This is a genomic window from Nonomuraea sp. NPDC005730, assembly GCF_040630865.1.
In the GTDB taxonomy this organism is placed as follows: domain Bacteria; phylum Actinomycetota; class Actinomycetes; order Streptosporangiales; family Streptosporangiaceae; genus Nonomuraea.
In genome coordinates, this window is sequence record NZ_JBEXYK010000074.1 from 22,795 (window position 1) to 48,247 (window position 25,453).

Sequence of the window (25,453 nt, forward strand, 5' to 3'; positions counted from 1 at the left end):
GGGGTTTTGGGGGTTGCGCAGGGGTACGTCAGGGCTCCCCCAGGTGCTGACGGGGGCTTTGACGGCGTGTTGATTCACTGTCTTTGTCATGTTCGGTGGTTTTAGGGTAGAGCTCCTGCTATTCGCTCAGCGAGAGGAGCAGCACGTGGGGAACCAGTCGGTTTTATGTCCGGTGTGTCAGGGGGTTCTGCCTGCTTCCGACAGGGAGGCGTACACCTCGCTGCGGGGCCGGTTGATCCTGACGAACGGGTATTGCAGGGGTGGGCACGCCGAGCGGCGTGCCGAGGTGGCGGAGGTTGAGGAGACGCGGCAGGTGGCGCGTCCGTTGCCGGTCCCTGGGGTGGTGGCGCCGGTGCCGATGGGGCGGCGCTGATTTCTCTGCTCATCGGTGGCCTGGGGTGGTGTGCCAGTAGTCGCGGGTCTGTACGGCCAGGCCGTCGGGGTTGAAGCGGGCGAAGACGCAGCCCGCGAGGGTGATGGGGTGGCCGTTGTCGAGGGCGTGGACCCGGAATTCGATGGCGGCCTGGTCGCCGTCGACGATGGGGGTGGCGAAGGTGACGTGGGGGTCGCTTTCGCCGGTGAAGGATTGCCGGATGTAGTCGGCGATGGCGTCTTTTCCGTGGTGGGGTGGGCGGAAGGGCATGCTGGTGTGGGTGGCGTCGTCGCTGTAGAGGGCGATGATGGCGGTGGTGTCGTGGTGGGTCCAGCCGTGTTGCCAGGTGTCGGCGAAGTGCTGGGCGGCGGCGCGGGTGTCCATGTGATCGTCCATGTGATCCATTGTGTGCGGTGGGTTTCGGGTGGGGTTCCTGGTCGGGGTTGAGGTGTCTCCCCCGCCAGGATTTTTTTCGGGCATATCAGGGCAATTTGGCTGCTCAGCTCGGCTGTCTGCGGTGATTTGTCAGCATCGGTGGAAGATTCGTGTCAACATCTAGAGATGCCTGGGCCTTATGGGACTGCCGTTAATGCCGGTACTGGTGGTGTTCGTCCGCTCGCGATCGGTTGACGCCTCTCCCCTGCCCGCTGCCCTTGACGTCTCCGCGAAGGAAGATCCGCGTTGCGCATCCTGCTCCTGTGTTCCTCGTTCAACGGCCTGACCCAGCGTGCCTGGCTGGAGCTGCGGCGGGCCGGCCATGACGTGAGCGTCGAGCTGGCGATCTCCGAGCGGGTCATGGTGGAGGCGGCCGAGCTGGTCAAGCCGGACCTGGTGATCTGCCCGTTCCTGAAGGAGCGGGTGCCGGAGGCGTTGTGGCGCGGGCACCGTACGGTGATCATCCATCCGGGGCCGCCCGGGGACCGGGGGCCTTCCTCGCTGGACTGGGCGATCGCCGAGGGCGAGCGCGAGTGGGGGGTCACGGCGCTGCAGGCGGTGGAGGAGATGGACGCCGGCCCCATCTGGGGGTGGCGGACGTTCCCGATGCCGTCGGAACCGCCGCGCAAGTCGGCGCTGTACAACGGGCCGGTGTCCGACGCGGCGGTGGAGCTGGTGGCGGAGGTCGCGGTCAAGGCGGCCGATCCGTTGTTCGCGCCGGCGCCGCTGGACTACCGCTCCCCCGGTGTGACGGGACGGCTGCGGCGGCCGATGCGGCACGCCGACCGGGAGTTCTCCTGGGAGCAGCCGGCCGAGGAGATCGTGCGGGTGGTGCGGGCGGCCGACGGCGCGCCGGGCGGCCGGGCCCGGTTGTGCGAGTTGCCGGTGCGGGTGTTCGACGTGCACCGGGGTCCCGATCTGGCCGGCGCGCCGGGGGCGGTGGCGGCCCGGCGTGAGGGGGCGGTCCTGGTGCACACCGGCCAGGGGACCGTGTGGGTGGGCCACCTGCGCCTGGAGGCGGACACAGAGGCGGACACAGAGGCAGGCTCCCAGGCGGGCTCGCAGGCGGGCGGGGTGAAGCTGCCGGCGACGATGGTGCTGGGTGAGCGGCTGGCGGGTGTGGGTGAGCGGGCCGGCTACAGCGAGATCACCTACGAGCGCGGCGATGAGGTCGGGGTGGTGAGCTTCGACTTCTACAACGGCGCGATGTCCACCGACCAGTGCCGGCGGCTGGCGGCGGCGTTGCGGTACGCGGCGGCGCAGGACACGCGGGTGCTGGTGGTGCGGGGTGGCGAGGTGTTCTCCAACGGCATCCACCTGAACGTGATCGAGGCGGCACGTCATCCGGAGCTGGAGGCGTGGATGAACATCAACGCGATCAACGCGGTGTGCCGGGAGATCGTGGAGTGCACGTCGCAGCTGGTGGTGACGTCGATCGCGGGGAACGCGGGGGCGGGCGGGGTGATGATGGGGCTGGGCGCCGACCGGGTGATCGTGCGGGAGCCGGTGGTGCTCAATCCGCATTACCGGACGATGGGGTTGTTCGGCAGCGAGTTCTGGACGTACGTGCTGCCGCGGCGGGTGGGGGCGCAGGCCGCGGCGGAGCTGACCGGGCGGGCGTTGCCGGTGGGGGCCGCCGAGGCGGTGGAGCTGGGGCTGGCCGATCGGGTGGCGGGCGGGTCGCGGCAGGAGTTCGAGCGGCGGGTGGTGGACTTCGCGCACCGGCTGGCCCAGGACTCCTCCTACGACGCGTTGCTGGCGGCGCGGCGGCAGGCGCGTGAGGCCGACGATCGGCGCAAGCCGCTGGACGCCTACCGGGCCGAGGAGCTGGCCGAGATGAGCCGGGACATGTTCGACGACCGCAACGGGTTCCGGGCTGCGCGCCGGGCGTTCGTGGGCAAGGCGCGGGCGCAGGCCACTCCCCCGCATCTGGCGGGTCATCGGGAGCTGTCCGGCGCGTCGGGGCCCGCGGTCGCAGCGGCATCTCATATGTGAGATATGGTCCTGTGTTGTGGCAGATGATTATCTTGTGCGGATCGGCCGGCTCATCCGGGATGCGCGTCAGCATCGCGGTTGGACGCAGCTTCAGCTGGCCGATGCGCTGGCGACGAGTCAGAGCGCGGTCAACCGGATCGAGCGCGGCAACCAGAACATCAGTCTTGAGATGATCGCCCGGATCGGGGAGGCGCTCGACAGCGAGATCGTGTCCCTGGGGTATGCCGGTCCGATGCATCTGCGGGTGGTGGGCGGGCGCCGGCTGTCGGGCAGCATCGACGTCAAGACGTCCAAGAACGCGTGTGTGGCGCTGTTGTGCGCGTCGCTGCTGAACAACGGCCGCACGATCCTGCGCAAGGTGGCGCGGATCGAGGAGGTCTACCGGATCCTGGAGGTGCTGGCCTCGATCGGGGTGCGGGCGCGGTGGATCAACGAGGGCAGCGACCTGGAGATCGTGCCGCCGGCTCGGCTGGAGCTGGAGGCGATGGACACCGAGGCGGCTCGCCGTACCCGTAGCGTGATCATGTTCCTGGGGCCGTTGATGCACCGTACGGGAGAGTTCCAGATCCCGTACGCGGGCGGCTGCGACCTGGGCACGCGTACCGTCCAGCCGCACATGTCGGCGCTGAAGCACTTCGGGCTGGACATCACCGCGACGGGCGGTTTCTACCACGCCAAGGTGGACGGCGGCGCCGCCCCCGCGCGGCCGATCGTGCTGACCGAGCGCGGCGACACCGTGACGGAGAACGCGCTGCTGGCCGCGGCCCGCCACCCGGGGGTGACGGTGATCCGCAACGCCTCCTCCAACTACATGGTGCAGGACCTGTGCTTCTTCCTGGAGCAGCTCGGCGTGCGGGTGGAGGGCATCGGCACCACGACGCTGACGGTGCACGGGCTGGCCTCCATCGAGCGGGACGTCGACTACTCCCCCTCCGAGGACCCGGTCGAGGCCATGAGCCTGCTGGCGGCCGCGGTGGTGACCAGTTCGGAACTGACGATCTGCCGGGTGCCGGTGGAGTTCCTGGAGATCGAGCTGGCGGTTCTGGAGGAGATGGGCCTCGACTGCGACCGCACGGGCGAGTACTGGGCGGCCAACGGCCGTACCCGGCTGGTCGACCTGACGGTGCGGCCCTCCAAGCTGGTCTCCCCCATCGACAAGATCCACCCGATGCCGTTCCCGGGGCTGAACATCGACAACGTGCCGTTCTTCGCCGCGATCGCGGCCGCGGCGCAGGGCTCGACGCTGATCCACGACTGGGTCTACGACAACCGGGCGATCTACCTGACCGAGCTGACCCGGCTGGGTGCCTCGGTCAAGCTGCTGGACCCGCACCGGGTGCTGGTCGAGGGGCCCACGCGGTGGCGCAGCGCCGAGATGATGTGCCCGCCGGCGCTGCGCCCGGCGGTGGTGGTGCTGCTGGCCATGATGGCCGGCGAGGGCACGTCCGTGCTGCGCAACGTGTACGTGATCAACCGCGGCTACGAGGACCTGGCCGAGCGGCTGAACGCGCTGGGCGCGCGCATCGAGACCTTCCGCGACATCTGATTTTCGTCGGTGGCGGCCGCTACCGTCTCCTCTGCAAGCAACATCACCCGCAGGCGGCCTGCCGGCCGGTGGGTGCGTTCGGTGCGTCGCCGAGATGTGAGGAGGGGAGCCGGTGCGGCCCGCGGAGCTCGACAGGTTGACGGTGGGACAGGCGGCTGACCGCTACGTGGAGCTGGTGGTGGCCAAGACGTCGACGGGCGCGCTGTCCCCGGCCACGGCCGAGGTCTACGCGCGTGACGTGGCCACGCTGGTGGCGCTGGCCGGCGCCGACGTGGTGCTCGACGACCTGACCGGCGAGGACGTCGACGCGATCTTGCTGGCGTTCGCGCGCAAGCCCGACGCGCGGCAGGCGGGCGGGTCGGGGTCGGGGCAGTCGCCGTCCTCCCAAGCCCGGTTCCGGCGGTCGATCTCGGCGTTGTTCAAGCACGCGACGCTGGCCGGGTGGGTGCAGATCAACCCGATGACGGCGGCGACGGTGACGGCCAAGCAGCGGGGCGGGCTGCGTCCGGAGCGGCGGGCGCTGACGCGGGAGCAGGCCCAAGGTCTGATCGGCGCGGCGCGGCAGCTGCGGGAGGCGCCCGAGCAGGAGGGCAAGCGGCGCGACCAGCGCATGCAGTTGCGCGACGCGGTGATCGTGCTGCTGCTGTCGACGGTGGGGCCGCGGGTCTCGGAGCTGGTGCGCGCCAACGTGGAGGACTTCTTCACCAACGACGGGGTGCGCTACTGGCGGATCTTCGGCAAGGGCGGCCGTACGCGTGACGTGCCGCTGCCCGCCGACGTGGCCGAGGTGTTGCAGGCGTACCTGGCGCGGGGGCGGGGCCAGGTGGCCGGCGCCGACGACGGCAAGGCGCTGCTGCTGTCGTGGCGGGGGCGGCGGCTGGCGCGGGGCGACGTGCAGGCCGTGATCGACCGGGTGCAGCGGCACGTCGATCCCGATCAGCGGCGTTCGGTGACGCCGCACGGGTTGCGGCACACCACGGCCACCCATCTGCTGGCCGACGCGGTCGACATGGACGCGGTGCGGCGGGTGCTGGGGCACAGCGACCTGTCGACGCTGGGGCGTTACCGTGACGAGCTGCCCGGGGAACTGGAGGTGGCGATGAGGTCGCACCCGCTGCTGCGTGACAAGCCGTCCCGGTAGATCGTTTGGCCGGCGGTGATCCGGTTGGTGATCGGGGTCGTGATGGCGGCCATCGGAGTCGTGATTGGCCGGGGCGGGCGGGGGCTGGTTGGCTCGGCGGTGTGAACGGACGGATCACCACCGGATGGGTGGACATCGCGGGCATGGCGGCCTACACGGCCCTGCCCGTGGGGATGCGGCGGCCCGTGGGCGTGCTGGTCGCCGGTGAGATCTTCGGGGTGAGCGGGTACGCGCGGCGGATGGCCGATCGGCTGGCGGGGCTGGGGCATGCGGCCGTCGTCCCCGACTTCAACCACCGGCACGAGCTGCGGCCCTCCCCTGGGCCTTCGGCGGCTCCTGCAGCGGCTCTTTCAGCGGCTCTTTCAGCGGCTCTTTCAGCGGCTCTTTCAGCGGCTCTGACGACTTCTGCGGCTCCGGCGACGGAGGATCCGGCGGCCCCTTCAACAGGCCCGTCAACAGGCCCGTCAACAGGCCCGTCAACGGGGTCATCCGCGGGTTCCACGGCGAGCCCGTCATCGGGCCCGTCAGGGGATCCGTCGGCGGGATCTTCGGCGTGCTTCGTGCGGGAGGCGGTGGAGGGGGCTGAGGCAGGGGTCGGGGTGCCGGTTGCCGTGGACCCGGGGACGGGTGGCCCGCTGGGGCGGGTGGTGGAGTTGCCGGCCGACGCGGACGGCCGGGAACGGGGGCTGGAGCTGGCCTGGCTGCTGCGCCGGGAGCAGGTCCTGGCGGACGCGCGCGCCGCCTCGGAGCATCTGCGGCGCGTGGGTGCCTGGCCGGCCGCGGCGGTCGGGTTCAGCCTGGGCGGGCACGTGGTGTGCTCGGTGGCCGGTGAGCTGGGGCTGGCGGCGGCGGTGGCGCTGTACCCGGGCTGGCTGACGGGCACCGAGCTGCCGCTGAGCCGGCCGGAGCCGACGCTGGAGCTGGCCGCTCGGGCGACGGGGCGGCTGGTGGTGCTGCTCGGCGCCGACGACCCGATCATCGACGTTGATCAGCAGCGGGTGATCGGGGAGCGGCTGGAGACGGTGGTGTATCCGGGGGCGAGCCACGGGTTCGCCGCCGACGAGCGTGACAGCTTCCATCCGGCCTCGGCGCGGGACGCCTGGCGGCGGATCGAGGAGGTGCTGGACGAGGCGCGCCGCTCCCGTACGGACTGACCCCGAACCGGGCGGGTCAGGTACGGGCGGGGGTGGCGCGGATCGCCAGGCGTTCGAGGGAGATGCCCAGGACGTCGGCCAGTGAGGCGATGGTGAAGAACGCCGGCGTGGCGATGCGCCCCGTCTCGATCTTGCGGAGGGTCTCGGCGGACATGCCGGCCGCGGCGGCGACCTCGACGATGCTGCGCTCGCCTCGGGCCTGGCGCAGCATGTGGCCGAGCTGCTCGCCGCGCAGCCGCTCCTCGGGGGTCAGCGGGGATCGCACCATGCCCCAAGCCTACACCCGCGGGATACTTATACCGGTATTGTTATCGCCCCCGAGCAGAACCAGGTCCGGCCCCCGAGCCGACCTCCGGGTCAAGGGATGCGGGACACCTCGGGGAAACGGCTGTCGGGCTCCTGGAACAGGCGGGTGGGCTTGCCCAGCAGGTGCAGGTCGAAGAACGCCCCGACATAGGCGCGCTGGGCCGCCACCGACCGTTGCGGATCGATCGTGCCCACGAAGTCGGCGACCGGCACCCCGCCCTGCTTCCCGTCCCCCGCCTTGGGCAGCGCCGCGGCGATCTGCGGCAGCAGCGCCTGCAGGTCGGTGAACGAGCCGTGCGCGGCGCCGGTGAACCGCAGCTCCCGCTTCCACCCGGTCGAGGCCCGCCAGAACGACTTCCAGCTCGGCTCGCTCTCCCGCGTGTGCGTCTGGGCCGCCAGCTGCAGGAACGGCCTGGTCACCCCGGTGGCGGCGACCGGGCCGACGTAACCGCCGTCGAGGTTGACCCCGGCGTCCACCCGCGGGTCGTCGTGGACGAGCTGGGCCGCCACCGACCCGCCCAGGGACTGCCCCAGCGCCCCCACCCGGGACAGGTCGGGCGCGCCGGGCAACCCGGCGGGCAGCCGGCCGCCGCCGACGGCCCGTCCCTGCCCCAGGGCCGTGACCTGGTCCAGCACGAACCGCATGTCGGCCAGCCGCGCCCGCGCGTGCCGCTCCAGCAGCGCCGCTATGACGGGCGGGGTGAGCTTGGCCGGCAGGGGCAGTGCGCGCACGACCCGCCCGCCGGGGAACTCCACCTGGTCGGCCTCGTAGGTGTGGTCCACGGTGACGACCAGGTACCCGCGCGAGGCCAGGTCCTGCACGAGCGTGGTGCCCAGCGTGCGCGGCCCGCCGTCCCCGGAGCCGAACAGCACGACGGGCAGCCGGCCCGCGCCGCGCTCGACCGGCGCGCCGGTACGGGCGGCGGTACGGGTGGCGGCCCAGTCGACGGCGCCCTTGGCGATGCCCATCGGCGGCGCGGAGCGGCGGTCCCAGTCGGCGGCGGCCAGGGGCGCCATGTGGGGGGCGAGCGGCTGCGTGCCGCCCTTGGCCGGGTACCACAGGCTGACCATCAGCTCCCGGTACGGCTTCGACCGCACCAGGGGGTCGCGGCGGGAGCGGTCGACCAGGCGCAGGGCGACGGTTCCCACCGGGTGGGGGCCGCCGGGCGCGGGCAGGGCGACCGTGACCGCCGGCCGCGCCTGCTGGGCGTGCAGGGGGACGGTGGCGGGCGTGAGGGTCAGGGCGGCGACGGCCAGAGGGGCCGCGTACGTCTTCACGGGCATGCCGGTGTTCTCCTCGAACGGGAAGGAAGGCGGGGGTGTGGTCCGAGGCTGGCAGGCGGGCTCGCGGGCGGGCCAGCGGCCACGGGCTGACCTGCCGGTACGACTTTCGGATGAGGGGCCTGGATGTTCCTCCTTGCGGAGGATGGGGGACGCCGCGGCGCGGCCTTTAGGGTGGGCGCATGACTCCGGCCGCCCGCCCGACCGCGACGATCGGTTCGACGGTCCGCCCAGCGGTCCGCTCGATGATCGGTTCGACGGTCCGCCCAGTGATCGGCTCGACTCGGTGATCGGCTCGGCGATTGGTCCAACAGCCCGTTCGGTGATCGGCTCGACGGTCCGATCGACGGTCCGATCGACTGTCCGTTCGGTGGTGGGCTCGGTGCCGCCCGTGGCCGCCGACGCGCTGCTGGCCGCCGTGATCTTCGTGGTCACGCTGGGGCCGGGCCGGGTGGCCGAGGGCGGCCCGGCGGTGCTGGCCCTGCAGGTGGCTCTGGTGGCGCCGCTGGTGTGGCGGCGGCGCGCCCCGCTGCCGGCGCTGTGCGCGATCGGCGGAGCGGCCGCCCTGCAGTGGGTCGTCGGGGTGCAGCTTCCGGCCGACGCCGCGCTGCTGGTCGCGCTCTACACGGTGGCATCCCGCCGCCCGTGGCGGGCGACGCTGGCCGCCGCGCTCGTGCTGGAGGCCGGGGTGGTGGCGGCCGCGGCGCGGTGGGCACCGCCGGGCCGGATGCCGTTGACGGTGGCGGCGCTGAGCGCGATGTCGGCCGCCGCCCTGGCCGCCGGCCTGTGGACGCGTACCCGGCGGGCCTACGTCGCCTCTCTGGAACGCGACCGCGACCAGCGGGCACGTCTGGCGGTGGCCGAGGAGCGCGCCCGGATGACGCGCGACATGCACGACATCGTCACCCACAACCTGTCGGTCATGGTGGCGCTGGCCGACAGTGCCGCCTACGTCCACGACCGCGCCCCCGATCAGGCTGTGGCCGCGATGGCGCAGATCGCCGACACCGGCCGCCAGGCACTGCGCGACATGCGCCGCTCCCTCAGCACCGACCAGGCCACCGACCAGGCCACCGACCAGAGCGCCGACCAGAGCGTCGGCCAGAGCGCTGAGGAGGGCGCTGAGGAGGGCGCCGGCCAGGAGCAGGAGCTCGGCATCGCCCCGCTGCACCCGGCGCCCGGGGTCGCCGACCTCGACTCGCTGGCCGGCCGGATGCGCGCCGCCGGCCTGCCGACCCGGCTGCAGGTCGACGGCGACCCCGCCGACGTCCCGGCCGCCGCGCAGCTCACCCTCTACCGGCTGGCCCAGGAGGCGCTGACGAACACGCTGCGGCACGCCCCCGGCGCCCGCGCGCACGTCCAGGTGCGGCTGACCCGCCGGCGGGCCGACCTCGAGATCACCGACGGCGGCGGCCGCCCGGCGCCCCTGCGGCCCGCCGGGCGGGGACTGGCCGGGATGCGCGCACGCGTCGCCGCCTACGACGGCACCCTGCACGCCGGCCCGGCCCCCGGCGGCGGCTGGCGGGTCGCGGCCGTCCTGGACCTGTCGGGCCCGCATCTGTCGGGCCCGCATCTGTCGGGCCCGCATCTGTCGGGCCCGCATCTGTCCGGCCCGGACGCGCCATGACCATCCGGCTGCTGATCGCCGACGACGAGGCGCTGCTGCGCATGGCCTTCCGCATGGTGCTGGACGCCGAACCCGACCTGCACGTCGCCGGCGAGGCCGCCGACGGGGAACAGGCCGCCCTGCTGGCCCGGCGGCTGCGCCCCGACGTCGTGCTCATGGACGTCCGCATGCCCGGCCTGGACGGCATCGAGGCCACCCGCCGGATCGTCCGGGACTGTCCCGCCTCGCGGGTGCTCATCCTGACCACCTTCGACCTCGACGAGTACGCCTTCGCCGGGCTCAAGGCCGGTGCCGCCGGGTTCCTGCCCAAGAACACCCCGCCCCCCGACCTGCTCAGCGCGATCCGCAACGTCGCCGCCGGCGAGGCCGTCCTTTCGCCGCGTGTCACCCGCCGCCTGCTGGACAGGTTCGCCCCCCAGCTCACCCCCGCCCCCCGCGAGCAGCACCGGCTGCTGGGCCTGCTGACCGCCCGCGAGCACGACGTGCTCGTCCAGGTGGCGCGCGGTCTGTCCAACGCCGAGGTCGCCGCCGCCCTGCATCTGGCCGAGGCCACCGTCAAGACGCATCTGAGCCGCGTGCTGCTCAAACTGGGGCTGCGTCACCGCGCCCAGGTCGTGGTGTTCGCCTACGAGAGCGGCCTGATCCGCCCCTCCTCATGACCCGTCCCGGCAGCCTGCCGTTCGGCCCGGTGGACCAGCGCGGCGATGTGGGCGCTCACCTGCCGCCACACCCCCGGCGGGAACCCGTGCCCCATCCCCTCGACCAGCAGGAACTCCGCGCCCGGGATCGCCTGCGCCGTGGCCAGCCCGCCGGCGGGGTCGGCGGCGGCGTCGGCCGCGCCGTGGATCACCAGCGCCGGCACCGCCAGCCCGGCCAGTCCCTCCCGCCGGTCGCCCGACCCGATCACCGAGGCCGCCTGCCGCAACATGCCCGGCAGCGACCAGCCGCGATCCCACGCCCGCTCGGCCACGGCCCGCACCGCCTCCAGGTCGGCGGGCACGCCGCCGGCGCTCGCACCGGCCACCATCCGCGCCACGTACAGTTCACGGGTGGTCGGCGGCGGCCCCGGGGCGGCCGGTCCGGTACCGGGGCGCGGCGGCGGCGGGGTCATGCGGTCGCCGTGCGTGGACATGATCGAGGTGAGCGACCTGACCCGCCCGGGGTGCCCGACGGCGACCGCCTGGGCGATCATGCCGCCCAGCGACGCGCCCACCAGGTGGACGCTGTCCAGGCGCAGGACGTCCAGCAGCCCCACGGTGTCGGCGACCAGATCGGCCAGCGTGTACGCCAGCGAGGACAGGTCACCGGCCAGCGCCGCGGCGAAGTCCGGCTCGCCCGCGCCGTCGAACCGGGTGGAGCGCCCGCAGTCACGGCCGTCGAACCGGATCAGCTGCAGGCCGTGCCCGACCAGCTCGGCGCACAACCCGTCAGGCCAGTTGATCAGCTGACCGCCCGCCCCCATGATCAGCAGCACGGGCGGCGCGGCCCGATCACCCAGCCGCTCGTACACGATGTCCACCCCGGCCGGCCCGACCCCGGACGCCGTCTCCTCGCCCACTTCCGCCCCTTCCCGGCGCCTCCCGGCCCCTTCCCGGCACGGGCGGAACTGTCGGCGCCCGCCGCTACCGTGACCGCATGGACGACCGCATGGACGACAGCATCGTCATCACCGGCGCGCGCGTGAACAACCTCAAGAACCTGTCCCTGCGCATCCCCAAGAACCGGCTCGTCGTCTTCACCGGCGTGTCCGGCTCCGGCAAGTCCTCGGTCGTCTTCGACACCGTCGCCGTCGAATCCCAGCGCCAGCTCAACGAAACCTACTCCTGGTTCATCCGCAACCGGCTGCCCAAACACGAAAAACCCGAAGCCGAGGCCATCGACAACCTCGGCGCCGCCATCGTCGTCGACCAGAAGCCGGTCGGCGGCAGCTCACGCTCCACCGTCGGCACCATGACCGACATCCTGCCCGTCCTGCGCGTGCTGTTCTCCCGCTACGGCACCCCCAGCGCCGGCTACTCCTACGCCTACTCCTTCAACGACCCCCACGGCATGTGCCCCGGCTGCGACGGCCTCGGCCGGGCCGTCCGCCTCGACCTCGACGCGCTGCTGGACACCAGCAGGTCCCTCGACGAGGGCGCCATCCGCTTCCCGCTGTTCGGGGTCGGCACCTGGCAGTGGCAGATCTACGCCCGCTCCGGCACCTTCGACCCCGCCAAACCCCTCACCGGCTACACCCCCGAAGAGCGCCACCTGCTGCTGCACGGCGGCGGCTTCACCGTCGAGGTCCGCGGCAAGAACGGCACCCTCAACAAGGTCGACTACGAAGGCGTCGCCGACCGCTTCACCCGCCTCTACCTCAAACGCGACCTGTCGGGCCTGAGCGACAAGACCCGCGAGGCCGTGCTGGCCTTCGTCACCGAAGGCACCTGCCCCCAGTGCCAGGGCGCCCGCCTCAACCAGGCCGCGCTGGCCACCACCATCGGCCCCCACACCATCGCCGACCACACGGCCATGGAGATCAGCGACCTCATCGCCGTCCTGGCCGGGCTCGGCAACCCCGTCGCCGACACCGCGGCCGCCGCGCTGCGCCGCATCGACCAGATCGGCCTGGGCTACCTCACCCTCGACCGCGAGACCACCACCCTGTCCGGAGGCGAGAGCCAGCGCCTGAAGACCGTCCGCCATCTCGGCTCCAGCCTCACCGGCATGACCTACGTCTTCGACGAGCCCAGCGCCGGCCTCCACCCCGCCGACGTCGGCCGGCTCAACACGCTGCTCCAGGCCCTGCGCGACAAGGGCAACACCGTCCTGGTGGTCGAGCACGACCCCGACGTCATCGCCGTCGCCGACCACGTCATCGACCTGGGGCCCGGCGCCGGCCTGCACGGCGGCACCGTCGTCTACCAGGGCACCGTCGAGGGGCTGGCCCGCTCCGGCACCCTCACCGGCCGCCACCTGCGCGCCCGCACCCCGCTCAAGACCGCCGTGCGCCGCCCGACCGGGCATCTCACCATCACCGACGCGGCCCTGCACACCCTCGACCACCTCACCCTCGACGTGCCCACCGGCGTCCTGACCTGCGTCACCGGCGTCGCCGGGTCCGGCAAGTCGACTCTCATCGGCGAGGTGTTCACCGCCCAGCACCCCGGCGCCGTCACCGTCGACCAGGGCGCCGTCGCCGTCTCGGCCCGCTCCAGCCCGGCCTCCTTCATCGGCGTCCTGGACCCCGTCCGCCGCCTGTTCGCCCGCGCCACCGGCACCCAGCCCGGCCTGTTCAGCTACAACTCCACCGGCGCCTGCCCGGCCTGCGAGGGCCGCGGCGTCATCCACACCGACCTGGCCTTCATGGACCCGGTCACCGCCGTGTGCGAGATGTGCGGCGGCACCCGCTACAACCCCGAGGCTCTGCGGCACCGCCTGCGCGGCCACACCATCGTCGACGTCCTGGCCCTGACCGCCGAACAGGCCGCCGTGTTCTTCACCGAACCGGCCATCCGCGACCGCGTCACCACCCTGGTCGACGTCGGCCTGGGCTACCTCACCCTCGGCCAGCCCACCTCCACGCTGTCCGGCGGCGAACGCCAGCGCATGAAACTGGCCGGCGAGCTCACCAAGACCGGCGCCGTCTACGTCCTGGACGAGCCCACCACCGGCCTGCACCTGTCCGACGTCGACACCCTCATCGACCTGCTGGACCGCATCGTCGACGCCGGCAACACGGTCATCGTCGTCGAACACCACACCCAGATGGTCAAACGGGCCGACTGGATCATCGACCTGGGGCCGGGCGGCGGCAAACACGGCGGCCGCCTGATGTTCCAGGGCACCCCCGAAGATCTGCTGACGGCGTCCGGCTCCCTCACCGCCGCGCACCTGGCCGCCGCGCTTGCCTGACCGGCCGCGAACAGGGTGGAGCTGATCGTGCCGGGGGCGGCACGATCAGCCCTGTGTCAGCCCTGTGTCAGCCCTGGGGCTCCTCCGCCGGGCAGCCGATGCCCTCGGCGGGCAGGGCCGCCGAGATCAGGTAGCTGTCCATGGCGGCCGTGGTGCACGTGGTCATGCCGTAGACGCCGTGGCCCCAGCCCTCGTAGGTGAGCAGGGTGGCCTTGGGGCCGAGCTGGCGGGCCACGTTGGCCGACCACTCGTACGGCGTGTCGGGGTCGTGCTTGGAGGTGGCCACCAGCAGCGGCGTGCTGCCCTTGTACCGCAGCGGGTGCTGGGGGTTGTTGACCGGATGGCCCTGGCAGATCGGCATGTCGCCCATCGGCATCGGGTTGTACCGCATGTCCGGCGCCACCGCGTTGGCGGCGCGCATCACCTCGGCGTACTCGCCGTAGCCCCGCAGCGACAGGTTCCAGTCCTGGCACAGGATCGCGGTGGGCAGCTCGGCGTACGTGCCGTTCACCGGCCAGTTGCCGGGAGGGCCGGGCATGTCGTCCGGCACCGGGCCGCCCGCCAGCGCGAGCAGCACCTTGGCCTCCTGCCGCCAGGCGGGCGCCTCGTTGAGCACCACGCCCAGCCACTGCAGGTTGTGCGCGCTCACCGGGCGGCCGTCGCCCGGCCACAACAGCTGACCGCGGCCCGCCTTGGTCAGCAGCCCCTTCCACAACGCCCGGATGTCGCGGCCGCGCAGCACGCAGTCGCTGTCGCGCTCGCACCAGGCGATGAACTCATCGAAGCTGTCCTGGACGGTGGCCGCCTCGCTCACCTGGAACGCCTTGACGTCCAGGCTGTGGTCCATGTTGCTGTCCAGCACCATGGCGCGGATCCGGCCCGGGAACAGCTCGGCGTACATCTGCTGGGCCAGCGTGCCGTAGGAGACGCCGTAGGAGGTCAGCTTGTCCTCACCCAGCGCGGCGCGGATGGCGTCCATGTCACGGGCCACGTTGACCGAGTCGAGGTGGTCGTACAGGGGGCCGGTGAGCTTGCGGCAGTCGGCGCGCAGCCTCTTGTCGAAGGCGACCCACGTCAGGTAGTCGGCCTGGCTGGACATGACCGGGTAGGGCATCTGGTTGTACACCGAGGCCGAGCAGGTCACCGAGCGGCTGCGGGCGACGCCGCGGGGGTCGTGGCCGACGATGTCGAAGCGCCGCTGGATGTCCTGGCTGAAGCCGGAGGGGCGCAGGATGTCGTTCACGCCGGAGTTGCCGGGCCCGCCGGGGTTGCTCAGCAGGGAGCCGATCCGCGCGGACGGGGCGGTGGCCTGGCGGCGGGCCAGGGCCAGTCCGACGGTCGGCCCGTCGGGCTTGGACCAGTCGACGGGCACGGCCAGCGTGCCGCACTCGACGGTGGGTTCCTCCTCGCACGGCCCCCAGGTGATGCCGCGTTTACCGACGGCATCCGTGACGTCCTGCCGGGTCACCGCCGCGCCGGCCGTCCCCGCCATCGGGACGGCTAACAGCGTCGCCACCGTCGTGAGGGCGGTGGCGAGCAGGGATGTTCTTCTCAGCACATTGCTCCTATCGTCGATCGGCACGTCGATCGGCGGGCGGGGCTGCTCGCACGGCGCACGATCGGGCCCCCTGGCCTGGCCGTGGAGCATCCCTGTTCCTGCCTCAGCGGCCCGTGGCGGGGCCGTTGCCGTGCCTCTCCTTGATCACGACTGGGAATTTAACAGGCGAAGGCCGCACCGGTGGACATTACGTCAGAATCTGGACAATTGCGGGTGCGGGACCAGCGGAGGCCGCCCGGCCGGGACCCCGCCGTCCGGTCAGCAGCTCAGGTCGCGCGCCGGCAGACGGCCCGTGACGAGGAAGTCGGTGACGGCACGATCACCGCAGGCGTTGCCGTTGGCGAGATACACCCCGTGACCGCTGGAGTCCACGGCGACCATCCGGGCCCGCTGCCCCAACGCCTCGCGCATCTTCAGCGCCCCGCTGTAGGGCGTGGCCGGATCCCGCAGATTCTGGATCAGCAGGACGTTGGCCGGACCCCGCGAGCCGACCCGCGTGGCCCGCTCGGCAGGCCGGAACGGCCAGTACGCACACGGCCCCAGATTCACCGGCATGCCCGCGGTCAACGGGTGGGCGGCCCGGCTGCGCCGCACCTGCTGCTCGTGCCGGGCGATCGAGCTCGGCCACACGACGTCGTTGCACATCGTGGCACCGGCGTGCGCGGCGGTGTTCTGCAGAGCGGCCGGCGGCGGCTGGTTCGGCGCGGGCAGCTCGGCACCGTTCAGCGCGGCCTTCATCAGCCCCGCCAGCATCGGGTAATTGGCCCTGGAGTACAGCGCGTTGAGCAGCGTCTCCCGCAGCAGGTTTCCGGTCAGCCGCTGCTCCGGCTCCGCCCCCGGCCAGGCGAGCGGCTCGCGGTCCAGCCGGGCGGCCAGATCCAGGAACGTCCGGCGCACCGCGGCCACGTCGGCGCCCAGGCCGTAGTCGCCGTCGCGGGCGGCCGCCCACGCGCCGAAGTCGGGGAAGCTGTCCGCCACGCCGACGGCGTAGTTGGCCAGCCACTGGCGCGCCACCCTGCGCGGATCGGGGTCGTCATTGCTGTCGAGGATCACCCGATCGGTGGTGCCGGGGAACATCGTGGCGTGCACGGCGCCGGCGTAGGTGCCGTACGAGACGCCCCAGTAGGAGATCTTGTCCTCGCCGAGCGCCACCCGGATGCGGTCGATGTCCCTGGCGTGGTTGCGGGTGCTGATGTGCCGGATCAGCGGCCCGCCGTTGCGGGCGCAGGCCTCGGCGATCCGGCGCGACCACGCCGCGTTCCCGGCGATGCCGCCGTCGGCGTCGGGGTAGGGCTTCATACGCGTCAGCGACAGGTCGGCGGGCGCGAGCCCGCATGAGACCGGCGAGCTCCTCCCCACGCCACGCGGGTCGAACCCGACGATGTCGAAGCGGTCGAGCACCTCCTTCGGCAGCTTCCTGACCAAAGTGCTGGGCCGGTTCAGACCCGGACTGCCGGGGCCACCCGGGATGATCAGCAACACGCCACGGCGGAGGTCGGGACGAGCCGTCCTGATCCGCGACACCGCCAGCGTGACCGACGGGCCGCCGGGGGCGGAGTAGTCCATCGGCACCTCGATCGTCGTGCACTCCTGGCGGGGATCGACACCCTCGCCGGGCAGGCAGGCGTTCCACGGGGTGACGGCGGCGTGCGCCGGGGCCGCCAGCAGAGTGGCCGTCAGGGTGGCCGCGGACAACAGGGCACAGGATTTCATCAGGGTCCTTTCGGTTCCGGTGGGGACGTCCACGACTCTGCCGGGTCGTTGATCGTCGAACCAGAGACCTCGTCACCGACCGCCCGTGACCTCATCACGAAACCGACAAAACACCTGAAATCCGGAAGCCTGGAACGGGATGGAACGCCCAGCCGATAGAGACCATCCACCAGGAGACCAGCTTGAAACTGCCCGGACGCCCCCTGCTCGCAGCCGCACTCCTCCTGACCGCCACCCTGCACACACCCACCGCCCAGGCCGACACCGCACCCATCGTCCACGCATGGGGATACAACTTCTTCGGCCAAGTCGGCAACGGCACCAACGACACCCCCGTCACCCACCCCATCCCCATGGTCTCCACCGGCGGCCACAACGTCACCCAGACCAGCGGCGTCTACCTCGAAAGCTACGCCCTGCACACCGACGGAACCCTCTGGACCTGGGGCAACGGAAACCAGCAAATCCCCCGCCCCGTCCCCGGCCTCCCCCCGATCAAACAGATCAGCAGCGGCACCGGCCACAACCTCGCCGTCGGACGCGACGGCTCACTGTGGGCATGGGGCAGCAACGACTACGGCGAACTCGGCGACGGCACCACCACCCGCACCCCCACCCCCACCCCCAAGAAAGCCCCCATCACCGGCATCGTCCAAGCCGCAGCAGGAACCGGCTTCACCCTCGCCCTCAAATCCAACGGCGAAGCATTCGCCTGGGGACTCAACCGCTTCGGACAACTCGGCGACGGCACCACCACCCAGCACACCACCCCGGTCCGCGTCAAAGTCCCCTACGGCATCACCCAGATCTCCGCCACCGGCGAATTCGGCATGGCACTGCGCAACGACGGCTCCCTCTGGTCCTGGGGAACCAACTCCTCCGGCGAACTCGGCGACGGCACCACCACCCAGCACACCACCCCCATCCGCGTGGACCGCCACGTCTCCGGCATCACCACCATCTCCGCAGGCATCGCCCACACCCTCGCACTCGCCGCCGACGGCACCATCTGGACCTGGGGCAGAAACTGGACCGGCCAACTCGGCGACGGCACCACCACCGACCACGCCACCCCCGTCCACCTCCCCCTGACCGGCATCACCCACGTCAGCGCCGGAACAGGGGAAAGCCTGGCCATCGACACCACCGGCACACTGCGCTACTGGGGCGACAACACCTACGGCCAAGCCGGCAACGGCACCGCCGGCCCCGATCACCCCGTCCTCACCCCCACCCCGGTCAACGGCCTGACCGGCGTGGTCACCGCCAGCGCCGGCATCGTACCGCTGGCCGTCGCGGCACCCGGACCCGTCGTCGTACCCGACCTGACCGCAACACTCGCAAGCCCGGCAAACCGGCCACTCCTCGCCGTCGGCCTCCTCCCCGGCACCACGACCACCACCCCCGACAGCCGCCTGTGCAACCACCTCGGCGAAATCGTCAGCCAGAACCCCCAACCCGGCGACACCGCGACCGCAGGCTCCACCGTCAACATCGTCGTCGCCGTCCGGCCCACCAACGGCTGCCTCTGACGACGACACCCCTCACGAAACCCCGTCCACCACCGGAACCAGCACGTGCGTCACCAACTCCCCAGCCGGCGTACACCCCGGATCCGACACATACACCTCCCGCACCGCACCCCTCACCACCAAACGCCGCTCAGCACACCACGCCAGAACAGCGTGCACCGTCAACGCAATCTGGTCATAAGGCCCCACATGAGTGGCCCGCGCGAACACCCCACCCGGCAACACCCCCACCTCCACCCCCTCACCGACAACCCCCTCCACCCCACCGTCCAGCAACAACGCCACCCGGACGTCCACCACCTCACCCACATCAACCGGAAACAACCCCACCAACCGCACCGGCCCAAACCCCTCCGGCAACCCCGCCACCAACCGCGCCACCGCCGCAGACGTGGCCCGCCCCACATCCTCAGGCCCCGCCGCCCGCTCACCCACGAACGCCGCCCGCCCCCCAGCCTCCCGCACCAACCCCACCTCAGCCGCCGGCAACCCCACAGCCAGCACCCGCTCCAACGACGCCAACGTCCGCCGCCGCCGCGCCAACTCCACCTCCAACGACACCCGAACCGACTCCAGCGCCCCCACCTCCCCCGACAACACCCGACCCACCACCGCCAACGGCACATCCAACGACCGCAACAACCCGATCGACAACGCCTCCCGCGCCTGCCCAGCCCGGTAATACCGATAACCCGTCACCGCATCCACATACGCCGGACGCAACAACCCCAACTCGTCGTAATGCCGCAACTGCTTCACACTCAACCGACCAAGCCGCGCAAACTGCCCAATCGGCAGCAACTCCTCATCCACCAACACACCCACCCTCACGTAACGTCAGCCCCATGACCCTGTCCATCGGCCAAGTCGCCCAACTCGCCGGAATCACCGTACGAACCCTCCACCACTACGACGAAATCGCCCTCCTCACCCCCAGCCAACGCACCACCGCCGGCTACCGCCGCTACACCGACGACGACCTCCTCCGCCTCCAGCAAATCCTCCTCTACCGCGAACTCGGCTTCCCCCTCGAACAGATCACCGACATCCTCGACCACCCCCACACCGACGACCTCACCCACCTCCACCGCCAACACGAACTCCTCACCCAAAAAGCCCAACGCCTCCACCAGCTCATCACCAACGTCGAACGCGCCATCCAAGCCCACACCCACCGCATCCCCCTCACCCCCCAAGAACGCCTCGACGTCTTCGGCGACTTCACCCCCGAAGACCACCAAGCCGAAGTCCAACGCCGCTGGGGCCACACCGACACCTACGCCGAAAGCCGCCGCCGCGTCGCCTCCTACACCAAGACCGACTGGCTCCGGCTCACCACCGAAGCCACCGCCATCGACGACGACATGCGCGCCGCCCACACCCGCGGGATCGCCCCCGACGACCCCCAGGTCATGGACATCGCCGAACGCCACCGCGCGCACCTCACCCGCTGGTTCTACGACTGCACGCCCGAACTCCACCGCGGTCTCGGCGACCTGTACGCCACCGACCCCCGTTTCACCGCCACCTATGACGACCGCGCCCCCGGCCTGGCCGCGTACTACCGCCAGGCCATCCACGCCAACGCCCGCCGCCTCTGACCTGGATGAGGGGTTTGTGGTTGGAAAAGCTAGATCATGTTCAAACCCGGCACCTTTACATTGTAGATTTCTAAGCTGGGAGGTCCAGCGCGGCGGCCGTCAGCGCGCGCGCCCGCCGGGGCGAGGTCACCAGCTCCACCGCGTCCGACAGCTGGTCCACGCACCCCGCCACCGGCAGCCCCCTGACCACCGGATCCGTCACCGACGCCAGCAACGCCCGCGCGAACCGCTCCCCGCCGATCACCCGGAACGGCCGGTCGTAGAACCCCCGCACCCCCTCCTCCAGCCGCTCGGTCAGCGCCATCCGGTTCTGCAGCGCCGCCAGCCGTCCGTACGCCGTCGTCAGGCCCTCCTCCCGCTCGCGCCACGACCGCGCCGCCAGCGCCGCCCCCAGCGCCTCACCCAGCTCGGCCGAGCCCGGCAGCCGGGCCAGCGCGCTGCCCAGCCATTTGGCGTACGGCGGGTAGCGGCGCCGCAGCAGCAACGCCAGCCGCATCACCTCCCGCGCCAGCCGCGCCCCCACCACGGCCGACCCCAGCTCGTCCCCCACCTCCCCGCACCGCCCCGGGAACGGCTCCTCCTGGCCGATGCGCTGCCACTGGCAGGCCAGCACGTACCGCCACACGTCCTGCGGATACCAGCGCAACGCCTGCCGGGCCGTCTCCAGGCCCGCACCCGGCAACCCGTCGCAGAAGACCTCACCGCCCGTCACCTCGGCCAGCGCCTGCCACGGCACGGACAACCAGTCCAGCAGGGACACGCCCGCACGCGGATCGAACCCGAGCCGCCCGACCAGCCACTCCTCCAGCTCGGCGACCACGACCCCCGGCTGCCGCACCCCGTGGTACTCGAACACCGTGTCAAAACCCCCGAACCGATCGGGCAGCCCCGCCGTCACCCGCTCCCGTACCGGTTCCACCTGACCGGCGGGCACGAACAGCAGGACCCGCGGCCCCCAGTCGTGGTCGGCCGAGCGGGCCGTGTCGAACGCGAGCACCTCGGACCCCGGGCCGATCAACGCGGCGCTGTGCCGCACCCCGGGAAGGAGCGGCGCGACGACTTCGCCGTAGAAGGCACGAGAAAGCTCAATACCAGGCACAAAATTGGACATCACGCCGTCAACTCTGCACGAGCACCGCCCGAACCTCACCCGGTTTTCCCGCCGCCGATGACAGCGTGGTGACCGACCGGACACGCCAGGGGGAGGGACCCGTTGAGCAAGGTCGTCGCCGACATCTCCGTATCGCTGGACGGCTACGTCACCGGCCCCGACCCCGGCCTCGAACACGGCCTCGGCACCGGCGGCGAACTGCTGCACGCCTGGGCCCGCCAGCCCACCGACGTCGACGCGCGCGTCCTGGGCGGCGCCGTCCGCGCCACCGGCGCGGTCATCATGGGACGGCGCACCTTCGACGTGGTCGACGGCCCCTACGGCTGGGGCGACCCGCTCGGCTACGGTTCGGCCCGCGACCGGCCGCAGGCGACGCCCGTGTTCGTCGTCACCCACGTCCCGCCCTCAGCGGTACGCCGGCCCGAACTGTTCACCTTCGTCACCGACGGCCCGGCCGCGGCCGTCGAGCACGCCCGCACCGTGTCCGGCGACGGCGACATCGTCATCATGGGCGGCGCCGACCTGATCGGCCAGGCCACCGACGAAGGGCTGCTCGACGAGCTGCGCCTGCACCTGGTGCCGCTGCTGCTCGGCGCGGGCACCCGGCTGTTCGCGCAGGTGCGCCCCCGCCAGTGGGAGCCGGTCGAGACGCACTTCTCCCCCCTGGCCACCCACCTGACCTACCGCGCCATCACCTGACCCACCCACCCCGCCGGGCGGGCCTCGCGGGGTTCAGCCGGCGACGTGGCAGGCCAGCACCAGACGCCGGCGGTAGCCGATCCGCTCGTACACCTTGATCGCCGCGGCGTTGACGTCGTCCACCATCAGCGCCGCGCGGCCGTGCGTGGCCACGAGCTGGGACGACATCCAGCCGCACACCCGTTCGGCCAGCCCCCGCCCGCGGAAGCGGGCGGCCGTGGCGACCCCGGCCAGCAACCCCACCGACGGCGCCGACCACGCGTCGGCCGCCACCGCCGCCAGCTCGCGTCCCACCCGCACACCGGCCCAGCGCCGCACCCCGGCCGCGCCCGGCACCGCGTACGACGAGGGGGCGTCCCCGGCCAGCAGCGCGGTGATCTCCTGCTCGGCGTCGCCGTTCAGCCAGCCGACCACCAACGGCGGGCTCGCGGCCTCGCCGCTCAGCGGGCCGGCATCCAGCGGCGGCGCACCGGCCTGGCCGGGCAGGCCGTCCCGGGCGCGGGGCGGCCCCGGCAGGCTCATCCAGGAGAACGCGCCGCTCTCCCGCACGCCCTCCAGCCTCGCCGCCACCCGCCGCATCAGCTCCCGTTCGCCCAGCGGCCGGTAGGCGGGTCCCAGCTCGGCCAGCGCGTGCCGGACCAGCTGCGCCGCGTCGTCCGGGTCGCCCCACACCGCCAGCCGGTCGTGCCGGGCGATGCGCGGGGCGGCGGCCACCACCGCCTCCCCCAACGCCCAGGCGCGGGCCTGGCCGCGCAGGTCCTGGGCCGTCCACATGATCAGGTCGTCGTCGCCGCACGCGGCGCGCAGCGCGCCCGGGTCGCCGAGCCGGTGGATCACAAGATCTCGCCCGGCCGATACGCGGCGGCCTCCGGGTGCTCGGCCACGACCTGCCCCACCTGCCGCGCCACCTCGGCCACCTGCGCGGCGGCCGCGCCGGTGAAGGAGACCCGGTCGGCCAGCAGCGCCTCCAGCTCGCCGCGGTCCAGCGGGAAACGCTCGTCGCCGCCCAGCAGGTCCAGCAGCTCGTTGGACGCGCCCCGCGACCGCATCGCCAGCGCCGCCGCCACCGCATGCTCCTTGATCAGCTCGTGGGCCTGCTCGCGGCCCATGCCGGCGCGCACGGCGGCCATCAGCATCTTCGTCGTGCCCAGGAACGGCAGGTAGCGGCCCAGCTCGGCCGAGATCACCGCCGGGAACGCGCCGAACTCCTCCAGCACCGTCAGCATCGTCTCCACCAGCCCGTCGAAGGCGAAGAACGCGTCCGGCAGCGCCACCCTGCGCACCACCGAGCAGGACACGTCGCCCTCGTTCCACTGGTCGCCGGCCAGCTCGCCCACCATGGAGGCGTAGCCGCGCAGCACCACGGTCAGGCCGTTGACGCGTTCGCAGGAGCGGGTGTTCATCTTGTGGGGCATCGCCGAGGAGCCGACCTGCCCCTCCTTGAACCCCTCGGTGACCAGCTCGTGCCCGGCCATCAGCCGGATCGTCTTGGCCAGCGAGGACGGCGCGGCGGCCAGCTGCACCAGCGCCGAGACCACCTCGAAGTCCAGGGAACGCGGGTAGACCTGGCCGACGCTGGTCAGCCGCCGGGAGAACCCCAGGTGGGCGGTGACCTTCTCCTCCAGCTCGGCCAGCCTGTCCTGCCGGCCGCCCAGCAGGTCGAGCATGTCCTGGGAGGTGCCGACCGGGCCCTTGACGCCGCGCAGCGGGTAGCGGCCGATCAGGTCCTCCAGCCGGTGGTAGCCGGCCAGCAGCTCGTCGGCGGCCGAGGCGAACCGCTTGCCCAGCGTCGTCGCCTGCGCCGCCACGTTGTGGGAACGCCCGGCCATGACGGTGGACGTGTGCTCCTCGGCCAAAGAGGCCAGGCGGGCCAGCAGCGCCACGACGCGGTCGCGGACCAGCAGCAGGCTGTCGCGGATCTGCAGCTGCTCGACGTTCTCGGTCAGGTCGCGCGAGGTCATGCCCTTGTGCACCTGCTCGTGCCCGGCCAGCGCGTTGAACTCCTCGATGCGCGCCTTGACGTCGTGACGGGTGACGCGCTCGCGCGCCGCGATCGACTCCAGGTCGACCTGCTCGACCACCTTCTCGTAGTCGGCGATCGCGCCCTCGGGCACCGCCACCCCGAGCTCGGCCTGCGCCCGCAGCACCGCCAGCCACAACCGCCGCTCAGCGATGATCTTGTACTCGGGAGACCACAGGCGGCCCAGCCCGGGTGAGGCGTAGCGGGCGGCCAGGACGTTCGGGATGCGCGGCTTGGAAGTCACGTTGGACAAGTCTATTCACACCCCGTCACCCGCACCGCATCCAGCCCGCACGGGCTTCCCGGCGGGCACGTTCGACCGCACGGACGGGCGCTGACCAGGGCCGTCACACGCCCGGCCGGACGGAGGCCATGTTTCCCCCTGTCCTGGCCGGAAAGTACAGGAAGTCGCGAGGACCCGACCAGAAAGGCATGAACATGAGCACCGACGACAAGATCCGCAACAAGGCCCAGGAGCTCAAGGGACGCGCCAAGGAGAACATCGGCGACGCCACCGACAACGAGAGCCTTCAGGCCGAAGGCCGCGCCGACCAGACCGAAGGCGGCCTGAAGCAGGCGGGCGAGAAGGTCAAGGACGCCGGCAAGAAGGTCAAGGACGCCTTCAAGAAGTGACCGACGCGCCGTCCGGCGGGGCTGCGAGCTTGGGGGGCGGTGCGGCGGGTCGACTCGACCTCACACCGCACCGCCTCCCCCGCTTCCCGGTCACCGGACCCTGCTACCGGACCGGCCGGACCGTCATCGGAAGCGTGTGCCGCACGCCGGCTAGCTGTTGCACTCCCGCGACAGGACCTTGCCGGTCTTGGCGTCCGTGCAGGTCTTGCACGTACGGTCCGGGCTCCCCGTGATCGGTTCCTTGGTGGTCTTGCACTCGCGCTCCGTCGACTGCTCCGGCTGCTTGGTCTTCTGCTCGCAGTACTGCTTCTTGTACCCGCTGCCCTTCTTGTCGCGGCAGTAGTAGCACCGCTTGTTGCCTTCCTCCAGATATTTGCACTTGGGCGCGCCGCTGGCGGCGCCGCCCGCGGCGCAGTCGGCGAGCGCGGCCGACGTGGCGGGCGCAGCGGTGGTGGCGTGGACTTTCTCCCCCAGTGCCTGCGAGGCCATCGAAGGGGCGAGGGCGGCGGCGACAAGGGCGCTGACAGCGCATGCTTCCTTGAACACGTTTCCTCCCACAGGACATCTTCCTCTGGCCCCTCCATCGTGGCCCGCCATTACCGGGAATCGTCAAGACATCCGCCCGGAATTTATTTTCCGCCGTCGAACGCATTTCTTCGCCCGAAACGCTTCGCCCCACCGCCATTACTTTCGAGTGCATTACTCGGAGAACATCCTTTGCCTTTTCCGGCCGTTCTTCCCCCGTCATGACACAAGGCGGCGGGGTGCCGGTCGTCACGACCAGCACCCCCCCAGGCGCAGACAGTAGGCAGAGAGGCGGATTGTTGGCGAGCG

23 protein-coding genes and 1 pseudogene are annotated in these 25,453 nt (G+C 71.9%); 12 read left to right on the forward strand and 12 right to left on the reverse strand.

Going from position 1 to position 25,453, the window contains the following annotated elements; translation table 11 throughout:
• Positions 1-382: 382 nt before the first annotated feature.
• Positions 383-769 carry a nuclear transport factor 2 family protein gene (locus ABZ444_RS45095; protein ID WP_358010386.1) on the reverse strand — a complete coding sequence of 129 codons (387 nt, stop codon included), beginning with the start codon at positions 767-769 and terminating at the stop codon, positions 383-385.
• A gap of 285 nt (positions 770-1,054) precedes the next feature.
• On the opposite strand from ABZ444_RS45095, the gene ABZ444_RS45100 reads away from it, so the two are divergent.
• The 4 genes and pseudogenes from ABZ444_RS45100 to ABZ444_RS45115 form a co-directional block, all read left to right on the forward strand.
• A complete protein-coding gene (locus tag ABZ444_RS45100; RefSeq protein WP_358010387.1) occupies positions 1,055-2,803 on the forward strand; it encodes an enoyl-CoA hydratase-related protein in 1,749 nt (582 codons plus the stop codon).
• Positions 2,804-2,819: 16 nt separating this feature from the next.
• Positions 2,820-4,349 carry a UDP-N-acetylglucosamine 1-carboxyvinyltransferase gene (locus ABZ444_RS45105; protein ID WP_358010388.1) on the forward strand — a complete coding sequence of 510 codons (1,530 nt, stop codon included), beginning with the start codon at positions 2,820-2,822 and terminating at the stop codon, positions 4,347-4,349.
• Positions 4,350-4,461: 112 nt separating this feature from the next.
• On the forward strand, positions 4,462-5,490 hold the full coding sequence (locus tag ABZ444_RS45110) for a tyrosine-type recombinase/integrase (protein ID WP_358010390.1): 1,029 nt from the start codon (positions 4,462-4,464) through the stop codon (positions 5,488-5,490).
• A 173-nt stretch (positions 5,491-5,663) separates the two neighbouring features.
• Positions 5,664-5,774 (forward strand): annotated as a pseudogene (locus tag ABZ444_RS45115) (dienelactone hydrolase family protein); the annotation flags it as partial.
• Between the two features lie 4 nt (positions 5,775-5,778).
• Here ABZ444_RS45115 and ABZ444_RS45120 read toward each other — a convergent pair.
• A complete protein-coding gene (locus tag ABZ444_RS45120; protein WP_358010413.1) occupies positions 5,779-5,979 on the reverse strand; it encodes a hypothetical protein in 201 nt (66 codons plus the stop codon).
• Positions 5,980-6,089: 110 nt separating this feature from the next.
• Between ABZ444_RS45120 and ABZ444_RS45125 the strand changes: the two genes are divergently transcribed.
• Complete coding sequence (locus ABZ444_RS45125; RefSeq protein ID WP_358010412.1) at positions 6,090-6,644, forward strand: dienelactone hydrolase family protein; 555 nt, start codon at positions 6,090-6,092, stop codon at positions 6,642-6,644.
• Between the two features lie 16 nt (positions 6,645-6,660).
• On the opposite strand, the gene ABZ444_RS45130 is transcribed toward ABZ444_RS45125, so the two are convergent.
• Positions 6,661-6,912, reverse strand: coding sequence for a helix-turn-helix transcriptional regulator (locus ABZ444_RS45130; protein ID WP_358010391.1), 252 nt, complete (start codon positions 6,910-6,912; stop codon positions 6,661-6,663).
• A gap of 89 nt (positions 6,913-7,001) precedes the next feature.
• Positions 7,002-8,234 carry a lipase gene (locus ABZ444_RS45135; RefSeq protein ID WP_358010393.1) on the reverse strand — a complete coding sequence of 411 codons (1,233 nt, stop codon included), beginning with the start codon at positions 8,232-8,234 and terminating at the stop codon, positions 7,002-7,004.
• A gap of 367 nt (positions 8,235-8,601) precedes the next feature.
• Here ABZ444_RS45135 and ABZ444_RS45140 point away from each other — a divergent pair, with 367 nt between their 5' ends.
• The gene (locus tag ABZ444_RS45140) at positions 8,602-9,858 is read left to right on the forward strand and encodes a histidine kinase (RefSeq protein ID WP_358010394.1); all 1,257 of its coding nucleotides are present in this window, start codon (positions 8,602-8,604) and stop codon (positions 9,856-9,858) included.
• Complete coding sequence (locus tag ABZ444_RS45145; protein WP_358010395.1) at positions 9,855-10,517, forward strand: response regulator transcription factor; 663 nt, start codon at positions 9,855-9,857, stop codon at positions 10,515-10,517. The genes ABZ444_RS45140 and ABZ444_RS45145 overlap by 4 nt, the downstream gene beginning before the upstream one ends.
• On the opposite strand, the gene ABZ444_RS45150 is transcribed toward ABZ444_RS45145, so the two are convergent.
• Positions 10,484-11,416 carry an alpha/beta hydrolase gene (locus ABZ444_RS45150; protein ID WP_358010396.1) on the reverse strand — a complete coding sequence of 311 codons (933 nt, stop codon included), beginning with the start codon at positions 11,414-11,416 and terminating at the stop codon, positions 10,484-10,486. The genes ABZ444_RS45145 and ABZ444_RS45150 overlap by 34 nt on opposite strands.
• A 77-nt stretch (positions 11,417-11,493) precedes the next feature.
• Between ABZ444_RS45150 and ABZ444_RS45155 the strand changes: the two genes are divergently transcribed.
• A complete protein-coding gene (locus tag ABZ444_RS45155) occupies positions 11,494-13,752 on the forward strand; it encodes an excinuclease ABC subunit UvrA (protein WP_358010397.1) in 2,259 nt (752 codons plus the stop codon).
• 67 nt (positions 13,753-13,819) lie between these two features.
• Here the strand turns inward: ABZ444_RS45155 and ABZ444_RS45160 are convergent, their stop codons facing one another.
• Positions 13,820-15,310 carry an alpha/beta fold hydrolase gene (locus tag ABZ444_RS45160; protein ID WP_358010398.1) on the reverse strand — a complete coding sequence of 497 codons (1,491 nt, stop codon included), beginning with the start codon at positions 15,308-15,310 and terminating at the stop codon, positions 13,820-13,822.
• A gap of 258 nt (positions 15,311-15,568) precedes the next feature.
• The gene (locus ABZ444_RS45165; RefSeq protein WP_358010399.1) at positions 15,569-17,023 is read right to left on the reverse strand and encodes an alpha/beta hydrolase; all 1,455 of its coding nucleotides are present in this window, start codon (positions 17,021-17,023) and stop codon (positions 15,569-15,571) included.
• A gap of 182 nt (positions 17,024-17,205) precedes the next feature.
• Between ABZ444_RS45165 and ABZ444_RS45170 the strand changes: the two genes are divergently transcribed.
• Positions 17,206-18,555 (forward strand): hypothetical protein, encoded by a 1,350-nt coding sequence (locus ABZ444_RS45170; RefSeq protein ID WP_358010401.1) that lies wholly within the window; start codon positions 17,206-17,208, stop codon positions 18,553-18,555.
• Positions 18,556-18,567: 12 nt separating this feature from the next.
• Here ABZ444_RS45170 and ABZ444_RS45175 read toward each other — a convergent pair whose 3' ends face one another.
• Positions 18,568-19,368, reverse strand: a complete 801-nt coding sequence (locus tag ABZ444_RS45175) for a MerR family transcriptional regulator (protein ID WP_358010402.1) — start codon at positions 19,366-19,368, stop codon at positions 18,568-18,570.
• A gap of 32 nt (positions 19,369-19,400) precedes the next feature.
• Between ABZ444_RS45175 and ABZ444_RS45180 the strand changes: the two genes are divergently transcribed.
• Complete coding sequence (locus tag ABZ444_RS45180; protein WP_358010403.1) at positions 19,401-20,156, forward strand: MerR family transcriptional regulator; 756 nt, start codon at positions 19,401-19,403, stop codon at positions 20,154-20,156.
• 70 nt (positions 20,157-20,226) lie between these two features.
• Here ABZ444_RS45180 and ABZ444_RS45185 read toward each other — a convergent pair whose 3' ends face one another.
• A complete protein-coding gene (locus ABZ444_RS45185) occupies positions 20,227-21,267 on the reverse strand; it encodes a DUF4037 domain-containing protein (protein ID WP_358010404.1) in 1,041 nt (346 codons plus the stop codon).
• A 102-nt stretch (positions 21,268-21,369) separates the two neighbouring features.
• Here ABZ444_RS45185 and ABZ444_RS45190 point away from each other — a divergent pair, with 102 nt between their 5' ends.
• Entirely contained in the window at positions 21,370-21,966 is a 597-nt protein-coding gene (locus ABZ444_RS45190; RefSeq protein WP_358010405.1) for a dihydrofolate reductase family protein, read from the forward strand.
• A gap of 33 nt (positions 21,967-21,999) precedes the next feature.
• Here ABZ444_RS45190 and ABZ444_RS45195 read toward each other — a convergent pair whose 3' ends face one another.
• Together ABZ444_RS45195 and purB are read right to left on the reverse strand one after the other, a co-directional pair.
• Positions 22,000-22,803: a GNAT family N-acetyltransferase gene (locus tag ABZ444_RS45195; RefSeq protein ID WP_358010406.1), complete on the reverse strand. Its 804-nt coding sequence runs from the start codon at positions 22,801-22,803 to the stop codon at positions 22,000-22,002.
• Complete coding sequence (gene purB, locus ABZ444_RS45200; RefSeq protein WP_358010407.1) at positions 22,800-24,230, reverse strand: adenylosuccinate lyase; 1,431 nt, start codon at positions 24,228-24,230, stop codon at positions 22,800-22,802. Before purB ends, ABZ444_RS45195 begins: the two co-directional genes overlap by 4 nt.
• 194 nt (positions 24,231-24,424) lie before the next feature.
• Between purB and ABZ444_RS45205 the strand changes: the two genes are divergently transcribed.
• Positions 24,425-24,619, forward strand: coding sequence for a CsbD family protein (locus tag ABZ444_RS45205; protein ID WP_352350685.1), 195 nt, complete (start codon positions 24,425-24,427; stop codon positions 24,617-24,619).
• Positions 24,620-24,769: 150 nt separating this feature from the next.
• Here the strand turns inward: ABZ444_RS45205 and ABZ444_RS45210 are convergent, their stop codons facing one another.
• The gene (locus ABZ444_RS45210) at positions 24,770-25,165 is read right to left on the reverse strand and encodes a hypothetical protein (RefSeq protein ID WP_358010409.1); all 396 of its coding nucleotides are present in this window, start codon (positions 25,163-25,165) and stop codon (positions 24,770-24,772) included.
• Positions 25,166-25,453 lie beyond the last annotated feature (288 nt).

Bases quoted from the DNA above. Each gene is read 5' to 3' on its own strand.
- ABZ444_RS45095 (WP_358010386.1), bottom strand. From the start codon at position 769: ATGGACGATCACATGGACACCCGCGCCGCCGCCCAGCACTTCGCCGAC.
- ABZ444_RS45120 (WP_358010413.1), bottom strand. From the start codon at position 5,979: ATGACCCCGTTGACGGGCCTGTTGACGGGCCTGTTGACGGGCCTGTTG.
- ABZ444_RS45130 (WP_358010391.1), bottom strand. From the start codon at position 6,912: ATGGTGCGATCCCCGCTGACCCCCGAGGAGCGGCTGCGCGGCGAGCAG.
- ABZ444_RS45135 (WP_358010393.1), bottom strand. From the start codon at position 8,234: ATGCCCGTGAAGACGTACGCGGCCCCTCTGGCCGTCGCCGCCCTGACC.
- ABZ444_RS45145 (WP_358010395.1), top strand. From the start codon at position 9,855: ATGACCATCCGGCTGCTGATCGCCGACGACGAGGCGCTGCTGCGCATG.
- ABZ444_RS45155 (WP_358010397.1), top strand. From the start codon at position 11,494: ATGGACGACCGCATGGACGACAGCATCGTCATCACCGGCGCGCGCGTG.
- ABZ444_RS45165 (WP_358010399.1), bottom strand. From the start codon at position 17,023: ATGAAATCCTGTGCCCTGTTGTCCGCGGCCACCCTGACGGCCACTCTG.
- ABZ444_RS45180 (WP_358010403.1), top strand. From the start codon at position 19,401: ATGACCCTGTCCATCGGCCAAGTCGCCCAACTCGCCGGAATCACCGTA.
- ABZ444_RS45185 (WP_358010404.1), bottom strand. From the start codon at position 21,267: ATGTCCAATTTTGTGCCTGGTATTGAGCTTTCTCGTGCCTTCTACGGC.
- ABZ444_RS45205 (WP_352350685.1), top strand. From the start codon at position 24,425: ATGAGCACCGACGACAAGATCCGCAACAAGGCCCAGGAGCTCAAGGGA.